Origin of the sequence: Hymenobacter jeollabukensis (assembly GCF_005771675.1) — a bacterium.
In the GTDB taxonomy this organism is placed as follows: domain Bacteria; phylum Bacteroidota; class Bacteroidia; order Cytophagales; family Hymenobacteraceae; genus Solirubrum; species Solirubrum jeollabukense.
The window spans coordinates 1-18,658 of record NZ_VAJM01000019.1 but is presented as its reverse complement, the minus strand read 5'-3'; the positions used below and the strand labels follow the sequence as shown (position 1 = coordinate 18,658).

At 66.1% G+C, this 18,658-nt stretch carries 17 protein-coding genes; 8 read left to right on the top strand and 9 right to left on the bottom strand.

The annotated features are described in order from the left end of the window. Positions 1-64 precede the first annotated feature (64 nt). Positions 65-1,423: a TlpA family protein disulfide reductase gene (locus FDY95_RS24580; protein ID WP_138082147.1), complete on the top strand. Its 1,359-nt coding sequence runs from the start codon at positions 65-67 to the stop codon at positions 1,421-1,423. Between the two features lie 245 nt (positions 1,424-1,668). Here the strand turns inward: FDY95_RS24580 and FDY95_RS24575 are convergent, their stop codons facing one another. Continuing rightward, complete coding sequence (locus FDY95_RS24575) at positions 1,669-2,232, bottom strand: GNAT family N-acetyltransferase (protein WP_138082145.1); 564 nt, start codon at positions 2,230-2,232, stop codon at positions 1,669-1,671. Between the two features lie 212 nt (positions 2,233-2,444). Here FDY95_RS24575 and FDY95_RS24570 point away from each other — a divergent pair, with 212 nt between their 5' ends. From FDY95_RS24570 to FDY95_RS24560, 3 genes are all read left to right on the top strand, one after another. Further along, entirely contained in the window at positions 2,445-2,945 is a 501-nt protein-coding gene (locus tag FDY95_RS24570) for a hypothetical protein (RefSeq protein ID WP_138082143.1), read from the top strand. Between the two features lie 277 nt (positions 2,946-3,222). Further along, on the top strand, positions 3,223-4,308 hold the full coding sequence (locus tag FDY95_RS24565) for an adenylate/guanylate cyclase domain-containing protein (protein ID WP_138082141.1): 1,086 nt from the start codon (positions 3,223-3,225) through the stop codon (positions 4,306-4,308). Then, positions 4,305-5,432: an MBL fold metallo-hydrolase gene (locus FDY95_RS24560; RefSeq protein WP_138082139.1), complete on the top strand. Its 1,128-nt coding sequence runs from the start codon at positions 4,305-4,307 to the stop codon at positions 5,430-5,432. The genes FDY95_RS24565 and FDY95_RS24560 overlap by 4 nt, the downstream gene beginning before the upstream one ends. 68 nt (positions 5,433-5,500) lie before the next feature. Here FDY95_RS24560 and FDY95_RS24555 read toward each other — a convergent pair whose 3' ends face one another. Both FDY95_RS24555 and FDY95_RS24550 read right to left on the bottom strand, forming a co-directional pair. Beyond that, positions 5,501-7,432, bottom strand: coding sequence for a hybrid sensor histidine kinase/response regulator (locus FDY95_RS24555; RefSeq protein WP_138082137.1), 1,932 nt, complete (start codon positions 7,430-7,432; stop codon positions 5,501-5,503). 101 nt (positions 7,433-7,533) lie between these two features. Further along, positions 7,534-8,922: a cytochrome P450 gene (locus FDY95_RS24550; RefSeq protein WP_138082135.1), complete on the bottom strand. Its 1,389-nt coding sequence runs from the start codon at positions 8,920-8,922 to the stop codon at positions 7,534-7,536. A gap of 191 nt (positions 8,923-9,113) precedes the next feature. Between FDY95_RS24550 and FDY95_RS24545 the strand changes: the two genes are divergently transcribed. Next, entirely contained in the window at positions 9,114-9,431 is a 318-nt protein-coding gene (locus FDY95_RS24545) for a hypothetical protein (protein WP_138082133.1), read from the top strand. 102 nt (positions 9,432-9,533) lie between these two features. Here FDY95_RS24545 and FDY95_RS24540 read toward each other — a convergent pair whose 3' ends face one another. Further along, positions 9,534-10,979, bottom strand: a complete 1,446-nt coding sequence (locus FDY95_RS24540) for a hypothetical protein (RefSeq protein WP_138082131.1) — start codon at positions 10,977-10,979, stop codon at positions 9,534-9,536. Between the two features lie 291 nt (positions 10,980-11,270). After that, complete coding sequence (locus FDY95_RS24535) at positions 11,271-12,260, bottom strand: polyprenyl synthetase family protein (RefSeq protein WP_138082129.1); 990 nt, start codon at positions 12,258-12,260, stop codon at positions 11,271-11,273. Positions 12,261-12,376: 116 nt separating this feature from the next. Between FDY95_RS24535 and FDY95_RS24530 the strand changes: the two genes are divergently transcribed. From FDY95_RS24530 to folK, 3 genes are all read left to right on the top strand, one after another. Further along, on the top strand, positions 12,377-13,249 hold the full coding sequence (locus FDY95_RS24530; protein WP_171025841.1) for a DUF3667 domain-containing protein: 873 nt from the start codon (positions 12,377-12,379) through the stop codon (positions 13,247-13,249). Between the two features lie 54 nt (positions 13,250-13,303). Beyond that, on the top strand, positions 13,304-14,176 hold the full coding sequence (locus FDY95_RS24525) for an alpha/beta hydrolase family protein (RefSeq protein ID WP_138082125.1): 873 nt from the start codon (positions 13,304-13,306) through the stop codon (positions 14,174-14,176). Between the two features lie 169 nt (positions 14,177-14,345). After that, on the top strand, positions 14,346-14,849 hold the full coding sequence (gene folK / locus FDY95_RS24520; RefSeq protein WP_138082123.1) for a 2-amino-4-hydroxy-6-hydroxymethyldihydropteridine diphosphokinase: 504 nt from the start codon (positions 14,346-14,348) through the stop codon (positions 14,847-14,849). A gap of 11 nt (positions 14,850-14,860) precedes the next feature. Here the strand turns inward: folK and FDY95_RS24515 are convergent, their stop codons facing one another. The 4 genes from FDY95_RS24515 to FDY95_RS24500 form a co-directional block, all read right to left on the bottom strand. Beyond that, positions 14,861-16,036 (bottom strand): hypothetical protein, encoded by a 1,176-nt coding sequence (locus FDY95_RS24515; protein WP_138082121.1) that lies wholly within the window; start codon positions 16,034-16,036, stop codon positions 14,861-14,863. Between the two features lie 65 nt (positions 16,037-16,101). Next, on the bottom strand, positions 16,102-16,986 hold the full coding sequence (fabD, locus tag FDY95_RS24510) for an ACP S-malonyltransferase (protein ID WP_138082119.1): 885 nt from the start codon (positions 16,984-16,986) through the stop codon (positions 16,102-16,104). A gap of 110 nt (positions 16,987-17,096) precedes the next feature. Beyond that, positions 17,097-17,408 (bottom strand): hypothetical protein, encoded by a 312-nt coding sequence (locus FDY95_RS24505; protein WP_138082117.1) that lies wholly within the window; start codon positions 17,406-17,408, stop codon positions 17,097-17,099. A 63-nt stretch (positions 17,409-17,471) separates the two neighbouring features. Continuing rightward, positions 17,472-18,658 (bottom strand): T9SS type B sorting domain-containing protein (locus FDY95_RS24500; RefSeq protein WP_138082115.1); only part of this gene is annotated, 1,187 nt, incomplete at its 5' end.

The following is an 18,658-nucleotide window of genomic DNA, read 5'->3' as shown; positions in this document are numbered from 1 at the left end:
CATTGGGGTCGGCAGCGGAGTGTACTTTTTCGGGTCTTTTTGCGCCCATCTACCTTAGTAACAGATGACTTTTCCTTTCGTTTCGGGCCGCCTGCTCCTGGGCAGCGCCACCCTGCTCACCACCCTGCTGAGCGCCTGTAACTCAGGCGGTGACAAAAACGCCACTGCCTCCGAAGGTGGCGCCACGGCCGCCGCTGGGTCGGTGTTGACGGCCGGCACCTGGCGCGGCGTGCTGTCGGCTCAGGGCCAGGAAATACCGTTCCTCTTCGACGTGGCCACCGACGGCGGCAAGCCCACCGTGACGCTGCGTAACGGGGAGGAGCGGCTGAAGCTGGACGAAATAACCACGGCCGGCGACTCGACCACCATCCGCCTGGGCGTGTTCGACGCGGCGCTGGTGGTGCGGGCCGACGGGGCCGACAAGCTCAAGGGCGCCTGGGTGAAGTACGACGCGAAAGAGCCGTACCGGGTGGCGTTCAGCGCGACGAAGGGGGAGCAGCCATTATTTACTGACAGCGGGACTGAGCAGGGATATAAGCTGGCGACAGAGGTTAAAGACGCCATGAAGGAGTTGACCTATAGCGTTCAATTCACAGATGATCAAGGCGAGTCTTACCCAGCTGTAGGCATATTCAACATTGGCACTATTGACAGTGCTAACAAATCGACCGGCACCTTCCTAACTACTACCGGTGATTACCGCTACTTAGCTGGGAACTTAGTGGCGCGCAATGATGGCACACATATCATGCTGTCTACTTTCGATGGAAGTCACGCGTTTTTATTTGATGGAGTAACGTCTAAGAATCCTAGGCTGGGAGAATTTAAGGGCCACTTCTATAGCGGCAAGTCAGGCCACGAGACATGGACGGCCAAGGGTAACCCCAACGCCAAGCTGCCCGACGCCAACGCGCTGACCGGCCTGAAACCGGGGCAGAAGCGGCTGGACTTCAAGTTTCCGAGCATCATGGAGGGCGGCAGCATCTCCCCCACCGACCCGAAGTACCAGGGCAAGGTGGTGGTGGTGCAGGTGCTGGGCTCCTGGTGCCCCAACTGCATGGACGAGACGAACTTCCTGGCGCCCTGGTACGAGCAGAACAAGCAGCGCGGAGTGGAAATCATCGGCCTGGGCTTCGAGCGCACGCCCGACCAGAAACTCGCGTCGCAGAAGCTGCTGAAGATGAAGCAGCGCATGAACATCGGCTACGACATTGCCGTGGCGGGCGTGGCCAACAAGGACTCGGCCAGCAAGGCGCTGCCCCAGCTGGCCAAGGTGCTGGCCTTCCCCACCACCATATTCCTGGATAAGAAGGGTGAGGTGCGCAAGGTGCACACCGGCTTCTCGGGCCCCGGCACCGGCAAGTACTACGAGCAGGAAAAGGCGGAATTCGAGAAGACGGTAGCGCAGCTGCTGGCGGAGTAGCCGAGCAACGGTTCACTGGTAGTCATTGCGAGCGAAGCGCGGCAATCTTTCCTCTCGCGGCACGACGACCTAACTGGCAGAAACCCCAAAAACAGCACCGCCCGAAACCTCGCGTCTGCAGTTTCGGGCGGTGCTGTTTTCGGTCTGTAGGTATTGCGGCGGCGGTGCTACTGGAGGAAAGGTTGCCGCGCTTCGCTCGCAATGACGGCGGGGTGTTGCCGCCTGCTTCTGAGCTGTTGCTTAGATTACCGGCCGCCTCTGGGCCGTTCCAGCAGCACGATTTCGGCGTCGTGGTAGGGGGAGCGGGCAAATTCGCGGTAGCCGAACTTGTGGGCCAGGCGCAGGGAAGCGGCGTTGTCGGGGTCGATGATGCAGACGGTGCGCGGGGCGGGCAGGTGCTCGTCGGCCCAGGCCAGAGCGACTTGCACGGCCTGGCTGGCGTAGCCGCGGCCGTGTACGCGCGGGGCGAAAACCCAGCCGGCTTCGGGCGTGCCCTTGATGGACGGGGCCAGGGCGCGCTGGTAGTCGAAGAAGCCGGTGGTGCCGATAAAGCGGCCGGTGGCCTTTTCCTCAATGGACCAGCTGCCGTAGCCGAGCATGGCCCAGAGGCCCTGCTGGCCCAGGATGCGGCGCCACACGGTTTCCTCGTCGTTGGGCTTGTTGCCGAGGTAGCGGTAGAAGGCGGGGTCCTGGTGCAGGGCGGTGGCTTCGATGAGGTCGTCGGGGCGGGGGCCGCGCAGGATGAGGTCGGGGGTTTCGAGGCGGGGAATGGTGGCGGGCGTGAGCGGGCCGAGGGTCAGGAGCTGCATGGCGGCAAAGTAGCAAAACCCGGCGGGCAGGCCGCGCTACGGCAGCGGGCGAATGGGCGAGAAAATGCGGCTATTCGTCGGGTTTTCGGGGCCGGTGCCAGAGAAGCGGGCAGACTGGGCGGCACTTCGGCACTGGGCTTGCAAAGAGGCTGACAAGGACGCAGCGTCCTGATTTTCAACTTCGAAACTAACCTACCCAACGTTTGTCACCCATGAAAAAGCAACTTTTCAGCCTCGCGCTTATCCTCGGTCTGGCCGGCTCGTTTGCCGGCAATTCCTTCGCCGCCGACTTCGGCAAAGGCAAGGATAAAGACCGCCGCGAACTGCGCCAGGACGGCCGCAAAGACGGCGACAAAGACCACAAGAAAGGCCGCCGCGACGACGCCCAGCACCAGCAGCAACGCCTCGACCGCATGGCCAAGGAGCTGGATCTGAGCAAAAAGCAGCAGGAGAAAGTGGCCAAGATCTTCCAGGATCAGCAGCAGCAGATGCAGGCCCTGCGCGGCCAGCAACAGGCTAGTGCCGACCGCAGCCAGCGCATGGCCCAGGCCAAGCAAATCCACGAGCGCACCGACAAGCAGCTCAAGGACGTGCTCAACAAAAAGCAGTACGCCCAGTTTGAGGCCAAGCGCCAGGAGCGCATGAAGCAGATGCAGCAGCGCCGCGGCCAGCACGACGGCCGCCGCGGTGACTTCAAGCAAGGCCGCAGCTAAACCGCCCCACCGTTCCTTCTCTCTCCGCCGCCCCGGTCGATTCTTCGGCCGGGGCGGCTTTGTTGGGTGCGGGTCATGCGGAGCCCCGCGAAGCATCTTTACCGAGCAACGAAGCGGTAGAAATGCTTCGCGGGGCTCCGCATGACGTTCAAGTGTAAACCGTAAAGCTGATGCCTCGCCCAACGGGTTTGTCGTGGGCATTTGGCAGCGCGGTAAAGTATTTCGCGTATCATCCCGACTACCATTACCGCGGCCCCGCCCCGCTCCTGCCCTGCCTATGCCCTACGTCAACGCTTCTGCTGCCCGCTCGGCCCGCTTCTGGGCGGCGCAGCGCCATTTGCTTCAGAGTATAGGCAGTACCGGCGGGGTGTTCGTGACGGTGCTGCTGGCCATGGCCCTGCTGCTGTGGGTGCCCAACCGGGCGCTGCTGCCGCTGGCGCTGGTGGGCTTTCCTATCGGCTGGCTGCTGGGAGTGCAGGAATCGGTGGTGTTTCCGTGGCTGGTGCAGCGGTTTTCGCTGCGCGCGGCCAAGCTGCTGCAGGGCCTCGGGCACCTGCTGCTGCTGGGGCTGCTCTACGCCGGGTTTCGGTTTGTGGCCTATCGGTTGGGGCTGCCGCAGCTGTGGGCCGAGCCGGCGCCGAGCACGGCCGGGCCGCTGCGCCACCTGCTACTGGTGCCCGTCATCTACCTGCTGGCCGTGTTCGTCACCTCGCTGATGCGGCAGCTCTTGCAGGGCATGAGCCGGCGCCGCCTGCAGGAGCTGCTGGGCGGGCGCTACCAGCAGCCCGAAACCGAGGACCGCTTCTTTCTCTTCGTCGATTTGAAAGGCTCGACCCAGCTGGCCGAGCGCCTGGGCAACGACGCCTACAGCCGCCTGGTGCGCGACTTTTTCCGCGACGTGAGCCCGGCCATCGTGGCCACCCGCGGCGAGGTGTACCAGTACGTGGGCGACGAAGTGGTGGTGACCTGGCCCGCCGACCTGGGGCTGCGCTTTGCCAACTGCCTGCACTGCTTTTTCGAGATGCAGCGGGCCATCGACGAGCGGCGCGACTACTACCTGCGCCACTACGCGGCCGTGCCCGAGTTCAAGGCCGGCGCCCACGGCGGGCTGGTGACCACGGTGCTGGTCGGCACGGCGCACCGCGAGCTGGTGTACCACGGCGATGTGCTCAACACCACCGCCCGCATCCAGAGCCAGTGCAACGCCCTGGGCAGCAAATTCCTGATTTCCGACGCGCTGCGCCAGCAGCTGGGCCCGCAGCCCGAGTTTCAGTTTACGCCCCTCGGCGGGCAGTCTTTGCGCGGCAAGGCCCGCGCCACCGAGCTGCTCGACGTGCAGGAATACTTCCACATTCTTCCATGAGAAAACCCCTGAAAACCCTCGGCCGCTGGGTGCTGAGCCTGCTGATTCTGCTGTTGCTGGCCGGCGTGGCCTTCGCCAACCTCAGCCCCGAGCTGGGCGGCAAGCCCACCAAGGCCGAGCGCACCGCCTACGCCAAAACCGGCCGCTACCACGACGGCAAGTTCGAGAACCTGCTGCCTACCGAAATGATGACCGGCGGCAGCATGGTGGGGGCCTTGTGGCGGTTTTTGTTCAGCAAAGTGCCCAATACCGAGCCCGCCGCCCCGCTGCCCACCCAGCCGCTGGACTCGGCACAGATCAAGCAGAAAACCGCCGAAACCCTGCGCGTGACCTGGTTTGGGCACTCGGCCAGCCTGGTGGAAATAGCCGGACAGAACCTGCTGCTCGACCCCATGCTGAGCGTAGACATGGGCCCGCTTTCCTGGGTGACGCCCAAGCGCTACAACCCGCAGCTGGCCATCAGCCCCCAGCAGCTGCCCGGCATCACCGCCGTGCTCATCTCCCACGACCACTACGACCACCTCGACTACAAAACCATCCGCCAGCTCAAGGACAAAGTCGCGCACTTCGTGGTGCCGTTGGGCGTGGCGGCCCACCTGCGCCTCTGGGGTGTGGCCGAAGCCAAAATCCACGAAATGGACTGGAACGACTCGCTGCAGCTGCCCGGCGGCCTGACGGTTATCAGCCAGCCCGCCCGGCACTTTTCCGGCCGCGGCCTCACAAACCGCAATTCCACCTCCTGGTCGTCGTGGGTGATGAAAACGCCCACGCGCCGCGTGTTCTACAGCGGCGACGGGGGCTACGGCCCGCACTTCCGGCAGATCGGCCAAAAATACGGCCCCTTCGACCTCGCGCTGATGGAGTGCGGGCAATATGACCGGCAGTGGAGCCAGATTCACATGATGCCCGAGCAGAGCGTGCAGGCCGCCCTCGACGTGCGCGCCCGCCTCTACCAGCCCGTGCACTGGGGCGCCTTCACCGAAGCCCACCACGCCTGGAACGAGCCCGTCACCCGCGCCGCCGCCGAGGCTGCCCGTCGCGGCCTGCCCATCACCACGCCCGAGTTGGGCCAGCCCGTCACGCTCGGCGCCGAAGCCCCGCCGCAGAATCGGTGGTGGCAGTGAGGTAGATGAGTGGATAAGCGGATAAGCGGATGAGTGGATGAGTGGATAAAAGAACGTCATCCTCTCATCTACCTCACTGCCACCAGCGCGGCTAGCTTGCCGTAGAGCTCGGCTTCTTCGAAGGGCTTGGCAATGCAGTCGTTCATGCCGGCGGCCAGGTACTGCTCGGTGTCGCTCTGGAAGGCGTTGGCCGTCAGGGCCAGGATGGGGACATGGGCGCGGCCGGCGTCGGGCAGGGCGCGGATGGCGGCGGTGGCTTCCAGGCCGCTCATGCCGGGCATCTGGATGTCCATCATTACCGCGTCGTAGGCGTGGGTGGTGGCCAGGGCCAGACCTTCGGGGCCGTCCTCGGCTTCGTCGAGTTCGGCGCCCCACTCTTCCAGCAGCATCCGCACCACCAGGCGGTTGATGTCGTTGTCTTCGACCAGCAGCAGGCGCCGGCCGCGCAGGGCGCCGGTGTCGTAGTTGGGCGCCGCCGTCGGGGCCGGGACGGCGGGCGCAGCCTTGGCGCGGGGCAAGGTCAGGTGCACGGTGAAGGTGCTGCCTTTTCCCAGCTCACTTTGCACCGAAAGCGTGCCGCCCATGCGCTCCACCAGGGCCCGCGAGATGGTAAGGCCCAGGCCAGTGCCGCCGAAGTGGCGCGAGGTGTCGGCGTAGGCCTGGGTGAAGTTTTCGAAGATGCGGTCCAGCTTGTCGGGCGCGATGCCCACGCCGGTGTCGGCGAAGCGGAACTCAATGGTCAGCGAATCGTCGGTTTCGGCCAGCTGGTAGCCGCCGGCCGTGATGGTGCCGCCCGCCGGGGTGAATTTGATGGCGTTCGAGAACAGGTTCAGGATGATCTGGCCGAGCCGGTGCGGGTCGCCGACCACCTGCGGGTTCGGGCAGGACTCGTGCAGGCGGATGGCCTCGACGTGAATGCCTTTTTCCTCGGCCTGCACGAACAGCGGCTGCGCGGCCTGGAACAGCACCTCGCACACGTCGAAGGCCTCCTGGGCCAGCTCCAGCTTGCCCGAGCTGATCTTGGCCATGTCGAGCACGTCGTTGATGACGCCCAGCAGGTGCTGGCCCGAGTTGCGGATGATGCCCAGCAACTCCTGCTGGCGCGGGTCGAGGGCGGTTTTGGCCAGCTGGTTGGCCATGCCGAGCACCCCGTTCAAGGGCGTACGAATTTCGTGGCTCATGTTGGCCAGAAAGTTCTCCCGGGCTTTGGCGGCGGCCGTGGCGGCTTCGGTGGCGCGCTTCAGCTCGGTCACATCGGCACTCACACCGAGCACGTGCAGCTCGCCGTCGGCCCAGCGCAGGGGCTGCTTGATGGTGTGCAGGCAGCGCTTGTCGCCGTTGGGCAGGGTTAGCTCGTCTTCCACCACCAGCTGGCGGCCGGTGGCCAGCACCTGGGCGTCGGCCGCGTCGTAGCTGGCCAGCTGTTGGGCCTGCTCGGCGGCCAGCTCGGGCGTGGGCTGGCTGTTGGCTAGCTGCTGGCCCATTTCGCGGGTTATGGCGTTCTGAAACACGTACTTACCGGCCGCGTCGCGCACGTACACCAGCACCGGCACCGCATCGAGCACCTGCTGAATGATGGTCTGCTGCGCCGCTTGCTCGCGCTGCGCCTCCACCAGGGCCGTCTGCTCGGTCAGGTACAGGTTCACGTACTGCTCCCGCGGAAACGGCACTAGCCGGGCCGCGAAGTAGCGCCCACCCACGCGCAGCTCCCGCTGCATCTGCTCGCCGCTGGCCAAGGCTTCCATGGCCCAGCTGAACGCCTGGTCACGGCCGGCGGCCAAGTCGGCCGGGGAAAGAGAGGCGGCCAGCCGCTCGGCGGCGGCGTTGGCGAACAGCCGCTGCTGGTTGGGCCCGAGGCGGTATACCGGGTTGGGATTCTGGGCCGGGATACGGGCCAATGCCGTTTGCTCGGCCAGCGCGGCCCGCAGCGCCTGTATTTCGGCGTGGGCGGCGTCCAGCGTGGCCGGCAGGGCCTTATCAGCAGCGAGAAGAGTGGTCATAAAGAGCAAATGTGGTGCGGCAACACCCTGTTAGACCGGATTTTCAGCCTTCAAAGGTCGGATATCATCCTGATTTCTCCCAACCTCGACAGGTTAACAAACTACTCCCCCACTTCGCGCAGCCGAAAACCCAGCCGGATGTCGTGGCGCGGGCGCAGGCTGATGAGCGGGCGCATGAGCACGGCCGGCTGCTCCACCCACTCCACCTCGAAGCGGCGCAGCACCTGCAGCAGCACCAGCTGCATTTCGGTGAGGGCAAACTGCTGCCCGATGCAGAGCCGCGGCCCGCCGCCGAAGGGCAGGTAGGCGTAGGGCGGCTGCTGGCGCAGGGCCTCGGGCTCGAAGCGCGCCGGTCGGAAGGCCTCAGGGTCAGGCCAGAGCCCCGCGTGGTGATGCACGCCGTAGAGGTAGGCCGAAATCAGCGTGCCCTGGGGCAGGCGCAGGCCGTTGTACTCGTCGTCGCGGGCGGCGCGGCGGTCCACCATCCACACCGGCGGGTAGAGGCGCAGGGCTTCCTGCACCACCTGCAGGGCGTAGGGCAGCTGCGGCAGGTCGGCGAAAGTGGGGCGGCGGGCGCCGAGCACCGCCGTCATTTCGGCGCGCAGGCGGGCGGCTTCCTCGGGGTGGCGGGCCAGCAGGTACCACAGCCAGGAGAGGCCGTTGGCGGAGGTTTCGTGGCCGGCCACCAGCAGGATAATGGCCTCGTCGAGCACCTGCTCGTCGGTCATGGGCAGGCCGGTGTCCTCGTAGCGCACCTCCAGCAGCATCTGCAGCAGGTCGTCGGGGCCGGGGCCGGGCTGCTGCTTGCGCCGCTGGATGTAGCCGCGGATGAGCTGGCGCAGCTCGGCGGCCAGCCGGTCGTGGTGGCCGTACTGCCCGCGCAGGCCCAGCCAGGGGCGCAGGTAGGGCTGGCGCAGGGTGCGCACGTAGAAGGCCTGCAGCTCGGTGAGCAGGCGCGAGAGGCGCTGCAGCTCGTCTTCGCTCATGGCCGTGCTGAACACCGAGCGGGCGATGATGCGGAAGGCCGTGGCGGTCATCAGCTCGTGCACGGGCACTTCGGTGCGCCCGCCCTGCTGCCGGGCCGCGGCCACCACCGGCGCCAGGCACTCGTCGATGACGTCGAGCATCAATTCCGTGAGCGTGGCCAGGCGCTGGCGGTGAAAACCGGGCTGGATGAGGCGGCGCTGCTGCAGCCAGTAGTTGCCCTCGGCCGTGAGCAGGCCGTGGCCGAGGTAGCGCGCCAAGCCCTGCGAAATGTCGGATTTGGGGTAGTTGCGGTGGTTTTTCTGCAGGACGTGCTGAATCAGTCCCGGGTCGCGGGTGAGCAGGGTGGGCCGCACGCCGCCCAGGTGCAGCCCGATGGTGTCGCCGTAGGTATCGAGGTAGCCGGTGATGACCGGGATGGGGTCGGCGGCCAGGGCCCAGGAGTTGCGGAAGGAAAGCAGCCGCGGCACCCGAGGCAGCGCAGGAGGGGAAGTGACAGGCGTCATACCAGGCAGAACAGGCCGGTCGTACTATTGACCCGGCTTGGGTAGTGAAGGTACGACGCGCCGCCATTCCAGGACGACGAATCCGAGCCGACCTTTTTACCGCTGCCTGCGTACCATTCAGACGCGGCCCGGTTGGGGCCGTCTTCAGCTTCCTGCCTCTTCCCTTTCTCCAAACCAAACCCCTCGTCCCTATGTGGATTCAGCAAAAAGCCAACGAACCCGCCCCGCTCAGCGACCTGCAAGGCCACACCGTCGGCCTGAAATTCGAGTGCAATAAGTGCCACACCGAAGTCTTCACCGACCTGATTGGCATTCCGGCCCCCGACCTGCTGGCCAACTCCACGGAGGACGACGGGCAGTACGAGAAGGAAGAAATCAAGTGCCCTGGCTGCGACATGACACACCAGATTACCATCAAGAGCACTTTCGACGGAGTCACGTTCGACGTGTCGGAAGTGGCCAAGGGCAGCGTGAGTTACCAGATTCCGCCGGCTGAGGAGAATCACTGATTTAGACGGATTCGGCGGATTGCCCGGATTTCGTGGACGGTTAAACGACGCGGGGCCGCAGCTACCTGAGCTGCGGCCCCGCTGCTTTTTCGGCAGTTAGCATTACTGCTTCGGTTGCTGGTAGTACAGCCGCTTGCCCCAGGTCACGCCCCAGTAGTCGAGCAGCTGGGCGGGCGTTTCGGAGGCATCGGGATACGTAATCAGCTCCCAGGCCATGACGGTGCAGTCGTTGGGCAGCGGCACCACGGGGCCGGCGCTTTGGGCCAGCGTCTGAAAAGCCTGCCGTTCACAGGCGTTGGTGCGCGGCAGCCCGGGGTGGTCGGAAACCGTGTAAAAAGCCGACAGCACCAGCACCCAGGCCAGGTAGCCCCGGCGGCGCGCGGCGGGCAGGTGGCGCAGCAGGTAGTAGCTCGTGAGCGTGTACAGCGCCAGCAGCGCCAGCAGAATGGGCAGCACCGAGTCGCGGCGCAGGATGAGCGGGCGGTAGTTGCGGTAGCCGCCCAGGGGCAGCAGCAGGATGAACACCAGCGCGAACAGCCCCAGCCAGCGGCCCACACGCAGCAGGCGGCGGCCGTTTTCCGTGGCGGGGGCGGCCCAGCGAATCAAGGCCAGGTTCAGCAGCACCGCGCCGAGGAAGATGGGCAGGCCGGGGCGGCGAAACTGGTCGTTGAGGCCCAGCGGCAGGCGCTGGTACCGCTCCCACAGCGGCAGCGTGTGCGTGAGCCGCTCGGCCTCGAAAGTGCCGATGTAGAGCGAGTACAGGCACAGCAGGCCGAAGATGATCAGCAGCCCGAACGGCTGCCAGGGAATGCGCCGCCTGACTTCCGCCCACTCCCCTTGGCGCAGCAACGGCCCCTGCCGGCCCAGCCAGCGCAACGCAATGCCCGCGCCCAGCACCGCTACCACGCCCGGCACGATGGCCCCGTTGAAGCTCAGCACCACCATCAGCCCGACGAGGCCCAGCCAGGTCAACGGCCCCACGTGAAAGGGCCGCTGGTCGACTTCGGCCTGGTAAAACGGCAGAAAGTAGAGCAGCAGCAGCAGCAGCGGGAAGCCGTAGAAGAAAGTGTAGGTGATGGAGTTGTCGGCAATGCCCATCTGGTTGTGGTAGCCCCCCACCTGAAACAGCGGCACCAGCAGCGCCATCGTCACCCACAGCCGCCGGGAACGAAGGCTCCAGGTGCCGCTGGCGTAGCGGCCGAGCACGTACATAATCAGCGCCTGCACCAAGGTATTGAACAGGGCGCAGGCCGCGTAGATGCTGCTGATGGGGCTCATTCCCAGCCGCTGCAGCGCGAAGGGCACCGACTTGAAGTAGCCCACCATGGCCGCGTGCGCGAAGAAGCGGTTCGGGGCCACGTACACCTCGTGGCGCGTGAGGGCCGCCCAACCGAACGGGTCACCGAGCACCTGCCGGCAGTCGGGCGCGGGCAGCACGATTTGCGGCAGGTCGCCTTCCAGCGGCAGCTGATAGTTCTGCCAGAAGGTGTAGCCCAAATCAAGCAGCACCAGCAGAATCAGCAGCGGCAGCGGAAAGCATTTGGGCATGGGCGGGCGGCAAAACGTCGGGGTGCCGGTGGAACTGGTTTCGGCGTAGCAGCAAAGCTACGGCGTCGCCGTGGCTCCGCGTACTCAGCCGGCTCACCCTGCAGTCATTGCGAGCGAAGCGCGGCAATTGTTCCTCTAGTAGCACCGCCGCCAGAATACCTACAAACCGAAAACAGCACCGCCCGAAACATTGCGTCTGCAGGTTTCGGGCAGTGCTTCTCATACCGTTTCTACCGCGAGAGGAAAGATTGCCGCGCTTCGCTCGCAATGACGGCCAGCGCCACCGGCGGCTCACTTCTCCCGCTCGATGGTGTACTCGATGAGCTGCTCCAGCGACACCCGGGCCGGCGAGGCCGGGAAGGTGTGCAGAATGGCCAGGGCCTCGTCGCGGAACTGCTTCATGCGCTCCACGGCGTACTCCAGCCCGCCCGACTTCTTCACGAACTCGATGACGGCCTGCACGCGGTCGGCGCGGCCGTCGTTGTTCTGCACGTTGTAGATGACGCGGCGCTTCTGCAGCCAGGAGGCCTGCTGCAGGGCGTAAATCAGGGGCAGTGTCATCTTTTTCTCCTTGATGTCGATGCCCACCGGCTTGCCGATTTCGGCCGTGCCGAAGTCAAACAAATCGTCCTTGATCTGGAAGGCCATGCCCACCTTCTCGCCGAACAGCCGGGCGCGCTCCACCGCTTCCTTGCTGGCGCCCACCGAGGAGGCGCCCACGGCGGTGCAGGAGGCAATGAGCGAGGCCGTTTTCTGCCGGATAATGTCGAAGTACACCTCCTCGGTGATGTCGAGGCGGCGGGCTTTTTCGATTTGCAGCAACTCCCCTTCGCTCAGCTCGCGCACGGCCCGGTTCACGATTTTGAGCAGGTCGAAGTCGTCGTGCTCCAGGGCCAGCTGCAGGCCGCGCGACAGGAGGTAGTCGCCCACCAGCACGGCTATCTTATTCTTCCACAGGGCGTTGATGGAGAAGAAGCCGCGGCGGTAGTTGGATTCGTCTACCACGTCGTCGTGCACCAGGGTGGCCGTGTGCAGCAGCTCGATGAGGGCCGCGCCGCGGAAGGTGGGCTCAGGCAGCGGGGCGGTGGGGTCGGGGCTGACGGTATGGGCCGTCAGGAATACGAACATCGGGCGCAGCTGCTTGCCTTTGCGCCGGATGATGTAGCCCATGATTTTGTCCAGCAGCAGCACCCGCGTTTGCATGGACTGGCGGAACTTGAGTTCAAATTCCTGCATTTCGGCCGCAATGGGGGCCTGTATATCGTCCAGCGAATATTTCATGCGGTGGGTAGGGCGCGCAATGATACGCACGCGGCGGCAGTTTTCGGCTGCGGACGGCGGGGAAGCTGGCTCGGTTGCGTAGATTGGCCCTTCGCAACCACCCAGTCCGCCTGCCCGTGTCAGCCACCGCCCCCACCGTCGACGTCGGCGCCGCCTGCGCCACCTGCGGCACCGCGCTGCAAGGCCCTTTCTGCCATCACTGCGGCGAAAAGCGCCTCGACCACCACGATTACCACCTCGGCCACTTCCTGGAGCACGCCGTGGACACGGCCACCCACTTCGACCTGAAAGTGGTGAAGGGCGGCTGGAGCCTGCTGCGCCGCCCCGGCCTGATGACCCGCGAGGTGCTGGCCGGGCGCCGGGTGCCCTGGCCCAAGCCCCTGCAGCTGTTTCTGGTGGTCAACCTGCTGTTCGTCTTCGCGGCCCACAAGCTGCACCTGCAGATTTTCAATACGCCCTGGCGCTACCACGTCGACAACTGGTACGGGGGCTGGGCCGCCGGGCGGATGCAGCACCTGGCCGCGCGGCGCGGCATCACGCTGGACCAGCTGGCCGAGCAATTCAACGCCTCGGCCAACGTGCTGTCGAAGACGCTGATTTTCGCCTTCATCCCGCTGCTGGCCCTGCTGCTGACGGCCCTGTTCTGGCGGCAGCGCCGGTATTTTCTGGAGCACGTCGTCACCGGGACGCACCTGATCAGCCAGATTCTGCTGGTGGAGCTGGTGATGATTGCGCCGGGTACGGCCCTGATCTGGCTGATCAACCGGGCCCGGGCGCAGCCGTTGGACTTCGGCAACCGGGATTTGGTGGCCACGGCCATTATCACGCTCAGCATCACGGCGTGGGCGGCGGTGCTGCTGCGGCGCACCTACGGCGGCGGGGCGGTGGCGGCCACTGCCCGCGGGCTGGCGGTGGGCATCGGCTTTTTCTGGCTGCTCATCAACGTGTACCGCCCGCTGCTGTTTCTGGTCACCTACTGGCTGCTGTAACCGCCGGCCGCCGCGCCGGTTGTCCTTCTGAATCCGCTCCACTCTCCTACCGCCATGGTTGCTCCTATTGCCACCACCCGCCTCGATTTCACCCTCACGCCCGCCCACCACAGCCGCGCCTTCGCCGCCGATGCCCGCTTCGTGCCCGATGGCCGCGCCAAGCCGGTGGTGGTGTTCGTGCACGGTTTCAAGGGCTTCAAGGACTGGGGCCACTTCAACGTGCTGGCCGATTTCTTTGCCCGGCGCGGCTTCGTGTTCGTTAAGCTCGACCTCTCGCACAACGGCGTGGTCATCGGCGGGACTGGGGATTTGGAAGACCTCGACGCTTTCGGCCGCAACAACTTCAGCATCGAGCTGGACGACATCGGCTGCCTGCTCGACGCCCTGCACCAGCCCGGCCAGACGCCCATTCCGGCCGCCGAAATGGACCTCGGGCGCCTCTACCTCGCCGGCCACAGCCGGGGCGGGGGCCTGGCCATGCTCAAGGCCGCCGAAGACGCCCGCGTGCGCGCCGTGGCCGCCTGGGCCCCCATTACCGACGTCAACCCCGGCTGGCCCGAGCCCATGATGCAGCACTGGCAGCAGGCCGGCGTGCTGCACGTGGAAAACACGCGCACCCAGCAGCAGCTACCGCTGTACTTCCAGATGGTAGAAGATTACCACCGCAACCGCCGCCGCCTCGACATTCAGCACAACCTGCGCCTGCGCCACCGCCAGCCCCTGCTCATCATCCACGGCGACCAGGACGAAACGCTGCCGGTGGCCAAGGTACCGCTGCTGCAGCAGGCCAAGCCCGACGCGGAAGTGGTCATTCTGCCCGGTGGCGGGCACATGTTCGGCGGCGCCCACCCCTGGGCCGAAACCACCCTGCCCCCGCTGGCGCAGGAGGTGGCCGAACGCACGGCGACGTTTTTTGAGGAGCATTAACTGGCCGGCACCTACAATCAGACAGGCTTTCAGCCTGCGCGTGGGGCCTGGGCACAACTTCCAGCCTGCCGCTACAAGGTTCGACGCAGGTTGAAAACCTGCTTTATTTGGGGCACCGGTTGCGTCGCCTGCGGCAGCTAAACCGGCGCCAGTCACTTGCTCCACTCGCATGAAACCACACGCCCACACTGCCTACCTGCTCCTCGGCTCCAACCTCGGCGACCGGGTCGTCACGCTGCACCGCGCCCTGCTGGGCCTGGCTGAAAAAGGCGGCCGGCTGGTAGCGGTATCGGGGGTGTACGAAACGGCGGCCTGGGGCCAGGAGGCGCAGCCGGCGTTTCTGAACCAGGCCGTGCAGCTCAGCACCGACCTCACGCCCGAGCAGCTGCTGGCCGCCTGCCAGCAGGTGGAGGCCGACCTGGGCCGGGAGCGGCTGGAGCTGTGGGGCCCGCGCACCCTCGACGTGGACATTCTCTTCTACGACGACCTGGTGCTGCAGACCGAGGCGCTGACCATTCCGCACCCGCGCCTGCCCGAGCGCATGTTTGCCCTGGTGCCCCTGGCCGATATCGCCACCACCTACGTGCACCCGCAGCTCCACAAATCGGTGGCCGACCTGCTGGCCGACTGCCCCGACAAGCTGCCCGTGGAGCCCTGGTTCGGGGATATGTAAGTCGTTAGTTATTAGCGAATCGGCACTGGCAGCTGATGGCAGAACCGGGCCACCCGCGCTGCCCGCACCGCCGGGTAGGCCAGCCAGCACGCCAGCACCAGCAGCACCCAGCACCGCCGCACGGCCAGCCGGCCGGCCGCCTCGGCCAGCAGCAGCACAAACGGCCCGTAAACGGCTGCTGCGTAGCGCTCCACGTCGTACACGTTGCCCCCGGCCCGGCTCAGCACCGTGATGCCGATGTGGCAGAGAATATAGGTCAGCAGCACCGCCCCCAGCAGGCGCAGAAAGGGCTGCCGGCTGCGCCAGACCATAGCAGCCAGGGCTAGCAGCAGCGCGGGCAGCAGCAGCTCGAACAGCCAGTGCTTGGGCCAACCGGCCTGCTGCACCGGCACCAGCCAGCGCGTGAGCACGTAGCCGTAGTCGCCGAGGGTTTCGCGCAGGCCCTGCCAGCCGCGGCTGCGGTACACTTCGGGCTGCGCGGCCACGTGCTGAGCATGCCACAGCCAGCTTCCCGCCGCGCTGCTTATGATTACGGCGTGTACGTTCAGGGCCCGCCAATGACGGCGCAGCTCGGCTGGATACGCCAATACCAACCCCGCTCCCACCCCGAGCAGCAGAAACACGCCCGAGGTGCGCTGCAGCGGCAGCAGCACCCCGGCTACGGTGGCGGCTATCAGCCAGCCCGGCCGCCGGGTGCGCAGCCAGCGGTACAGCGCCACGGCGTAGAGCCCGAACAGTGCCTGAAAACCGGCTTCGGCCCAGATAAACTTGGCCGTAATCAGCCAAGGGGCCGCCAGGGCCAGCACCAGCAGGCTCCAGGCCACCACTGCCCGGCGCGGCAACAGCTGCATGGCCAGGTAGCCCCAGCTCCAGAGGCATGTCAGGCTGGCCAGCACGTGCAGCCCGGTGGCCCAGGCCAGCACGTGCCGGCTGCCCAGCGCTAATAACAGCGGGTACAGCGGCCCCCACGAGGTGTATGGGGTGCCGTCGGCATTCAGCAATTGGCCCGTTTCGGCGAAGCTGGCCGCGGCGGCCAAGTAGTGCCGCGAGTCGGCGGTGCGGGCCAGGCCGGGTAGCAGCGCGTAGAGCAGCAGGCCCAGCAGCAGCGCCGTGGCCAGCACGACCGCAGCCGCCACCGCCACGCGGGGCCTCGACCAGAATGCAGCAACGGGAGCGGCGGTGTTCATGGGGCGGATGCTAAAAGAGCCGGCTAGCGCCGGCTCTTTCCACGAACGTACTCAATCAGCTCGATTTACTGGGCCGAGGCCGTGGCGGCCTGGGGCGAAATTTTCTTCACCAGGCCCTGCAGTACCTTGCCCGGGCCGCACTCCACGAATTCGGTGGCGCCGTCCTCACTCATGCGCTGCACCGACTGCGTCCAGCGCACCGGCGCGGTCAGCTGGCGAATCAGGTTCTGGCGGATTTCGTCGGGGTCGGTGTGCGGGGCGGCGTCCACGTTCTGGTACACCGGGCAGCGGCCGGCGCTGAAGGTGGTGCGCCCGATGGCCTCGGCCAGCGCCGCCTCGGCCGACTGCATCAGCGGCGAGTGGAAGGCGCCGCCCACCGGCAGCGGCAGGGCGCGCTTGGCGCCGGCGGCCTTCAGGGCTTCGCAGGCCTGCTCGATGCCGGCCTTGGAGCCGCTGATAACCAGCTGGCCGGGGCAGTTGTAGTTGGCGGCCACCACCACGTTGCCGCCCTGCGTGATTTCCTGGCAGATGCGCTCCACCGTGGCGTCGTCGAGGCCGAGGATGGCGGCCATGGTGCCGGGCTGCTCCTCGCAGGCGGCCTGCATGGCCTGGGCGCGACGGGCCACCAGCCGCAGCGCGTCCTCAAACGTGAGCACGCCTGCGGCCACCAGGGCCGAAAACTCGCCCAGTGAGTGGCCGGCCACCATATCGGGCTGCAGGCCGGGCGTGGCCACGAACTGCGCTACTGAGTGCACGAAGATGGCCGGCTGGGTTACGTCGGTGCGGCGCAGGTCCTCCTCGGAGCCCGAGAACATGATGTCGGTGAGCGAGAAGCCGAGGATGTCGTTGGCCTGCGTCATCAGGGCGCGGGCTTCGGGGTGCTGCTCGAACAGGTCGCGGCCCATGCCGGTGAACTGGCTGCCCTGGCCGGGAAATACTACTGCTTTCATGTGGGGAAAGGTCGGTGGGAAAAAGCGTTGTGAAGTCGTTGTACGGCGCGGCCGCCCAAACGGGCCGCAAGGTGCGCAATCAGGCCCTTATGCGCAAAACCGGGCCGGCGTCACTTCAGGGGCACGTTAGTCGGCTTCCCGGTGCGCTTGTCCACTACGATCAGGGTGCCGCCCGGCTTTCGGTTGTCGTTGCGTCGGATGAAGACCTCCCAGCCAGCCGGTTGCTCCTGCACTTCCACCTGATCCAGCCGCAGGTGCCGGACTTCGCTGCTGTCCTGCGCTATCCAGCGCAGCGCAATGGCCTGGGCCTCCGCCGCCGTTTTGACTTTCGCTTCCGCCAGCGGTACTACTGGTTTGGACTGGCGCGCGGCACAGCTCCCTAGCACCAGCGTTGCCAGTAGCAGCTGGCTTGCTTTGTTCATGGCCGATAAGCTAACGAAAAAGGGCCATCGAAACCGATGGCCCTTTCCTTGGAATCTGGAAGCTTAGCGCATTACCTCTACCCAGCCTTTGTAGGTTTTGGTGGTGCGGTTGAGGTCAGCAAACTGCACTTCGATGAGGTAGTAGTAGGTGCCCGCCACGGCCTTGGCGCCGCCGCTTTCGCCGCTGGCCGCACCGCCACCGTCCCAGAGCGTAAGGTCGGAGGAGGCGTTACCCTCGTACATCTTCACGCCCCAGCGGTTGAAAATCTGCACCTTGGCCCGCACGATGGGCGAGGCCGAAATCGGACGAAACACGTCGTTGCGGCCGTCGTTGTCGGGGGTGAAGATGTTGGGCAGCAGGAAGAACTGGCAATTATCCTGGCAGGCCACGTTGCTCTGGGCGCTGTTGTTGCCCAATGAATCCACGGCCACCACCGCGTAGCAGCCCGCCGCCGAGGCCAGGTTGCTGTGCACGAAGCTGCGCACCGGCGTCCGGCCGATTTCCTGCAGCGGCCCATACTGCGTAGGGCTGTAGAGCACGCGGTAGTAGGAAATGTTGCGGCTACAGTCGGCGGGGGTGTTGCCCAGCGTCCAGGTCAGGCGGTTCGTGTAAAGCAGGGTGCGGCCCCGGTTCGGCGCCTGCTGGGCCACCGCGGCAATACTGTCGCAGTTGACGGGCAGCAGCGTCAGCACCGGCGGGCAGGGCACGGCGGCCAGCGTCACGCAGCTCACCTGACTCAGGTTGAGCAGGTTGCTGGGCTGGTTGGGGGCGCCGTACGTCCCCACGGTTTCCACCCGGTAGCAATACGTCTGGTCCTTGCGTAGCGTGCTGCTGCGGTCGGTGAAGGTGCCGCCGGTGCGGGTGCTCACCGTGTCGCCCACCAGCACGAAGGGCGCCGCCGGGTCGGCATCACGCCGGTAGACGCGGGTGCGCGTCACGCTGTTGTCCCAGGGCACGTTGTAGGTCCAGGTCAGCTTCACGGTCGTGCCCACCGGGTTGGCCACCGTATTGAGGCGCACGGAACTGGCAGGCCCGGCGGGCTCGACGACTTCAGGCGTGGCGCGGAAGAACTCGAGGCGGTAGGTATAGGCCTTGTCGCGCGTGTTCAGGTTGGTGTCGGTGTGGGTGGTGTCGCTCAGGCTGGTGGCCGTGCGCACCAAGGTGTAGGCGCTGGCGGCCGGGTTCTGGCCCTCGGCCCGGTAGAGGCGGTAGCCCAGCGGGGCGGCGAAGCTGGCGGCCGGCGCCGGGG

What these genes read in the sequence shown, in the direction of transcription:
- FDY95_RS24550 (WP_138082135.1), bottom strand. Translation starts at nt 8,922, where the DNA reads ATGACGCCTGTCACTTCCCCTCCTGCGCTGCCTCGGGTGCCGCGGCTG.
- FDY95_RS24525 (WP_138082125.1), top strand. Translation starts at nt 13,304, where the DNA reads ATGGTTGCTCCTATTGCCACCACCCGCCTCGATTTCACCCTCACGCCC.
- FDY95_RS24560 (WP_138082139.1), top strand. Translation starts at nt 4,305, where the DNA reads ATGAGAAAACCCCTGAAAACCCTCGGCCGCTGGGTGCTGAGCCTGCTG.
- FDY95_RS24565 (WP_138082141.1), top strand. Translation starts at nt 3,223, where the DNA reads ATGCCCTACGTCAACGCTTCTGCTGCCCGCTCGGCCCGCTTCTGGGCG.
- FDY95_RS24545 (WP_138082133.1), top strand. Translation starts at nt 9,114, where the DNA reads ATGTGGATTCAGCAAAAAGCCAACGAACCCGCCCCGCTCAGCGACCTG.
- FDY95_RS24505 (WP_138082117.1), bottom strand. Translation starts at nt 17,408, where the DNA reads ATGAACAAAGCAAGCCAGCTGCTACTGGCAACGCTGGTGCTAGGGAGC.
- FDY95_RS24575 (WP_138082145.1), bottom strand. Translation starts at nt 2,232, where the DNA reads ATGCAGCTCCTGACCCTCGGCCCGCTCACGCCCGCCACCATTCCCCGC.
- FDY95_RS24555 (WP_138082137.1), bottom strand. Translation starts at nt 7,432, where the DNA reads ATGACCACTCTTCTCGCTGCTGATAAGGCCCTGCCGGCCACGCTGGAC.
- FDY95_RS24580 (WP_138082147.1), top strand. Translation starts at nt 65, where the DNA reads ATGACTTTTCCTTTCGTTTCGGGCCGCCTGCTCCTGGGCAGCGCCACC.
- FDY95_RS24535 (WP_138082129.1), bottom strand. Translation starts at nt 12,260, where the DNA reads ATGAAATATTCGCTGGACGATATACAGGCCCCCATTGCGGCCGAAATG.
- FDY95_RS24515 (WP_138082121.1), bottom strand. Translation starts at nt 16,036, where the DNA reads ATGAACACCGCCGCTCCCGTTGCTGCATTCTGGTCGAGGCCCCGCGTG.
- fabD (WP_138082119.1), bottom strand. Translation starts at nt 16,986, where the DNA reads ATGAAAGCAGTAGTATTTCCCGGCCAGGGCAGCCAGTTCACCGGCATG.
- FDY95_RS24570 (WP_138082143.1), top strand. Translation starts at nt 2,445, where the DNA reads ATGAAAAAGCAACTTTTCAGCCTCGCGCTTATCCTCGGTCTGGCCGGC.
- folK (WP_138082123.1), top strand. Translation starts at nt 14,346, where the DNA reads ATGAAACCACACGCCCACACTGCCTACCTGCTCCTCGGCTCCAACCTC.
- FDY95_RS24540 (WP_138082131.1), bottom strand. Translation starts at nt 10,979, where the DNA reads ATGCCCAAATGCTTTCCGCTGCCGCTGCTGATTCTGCTGGTGCTGCTT.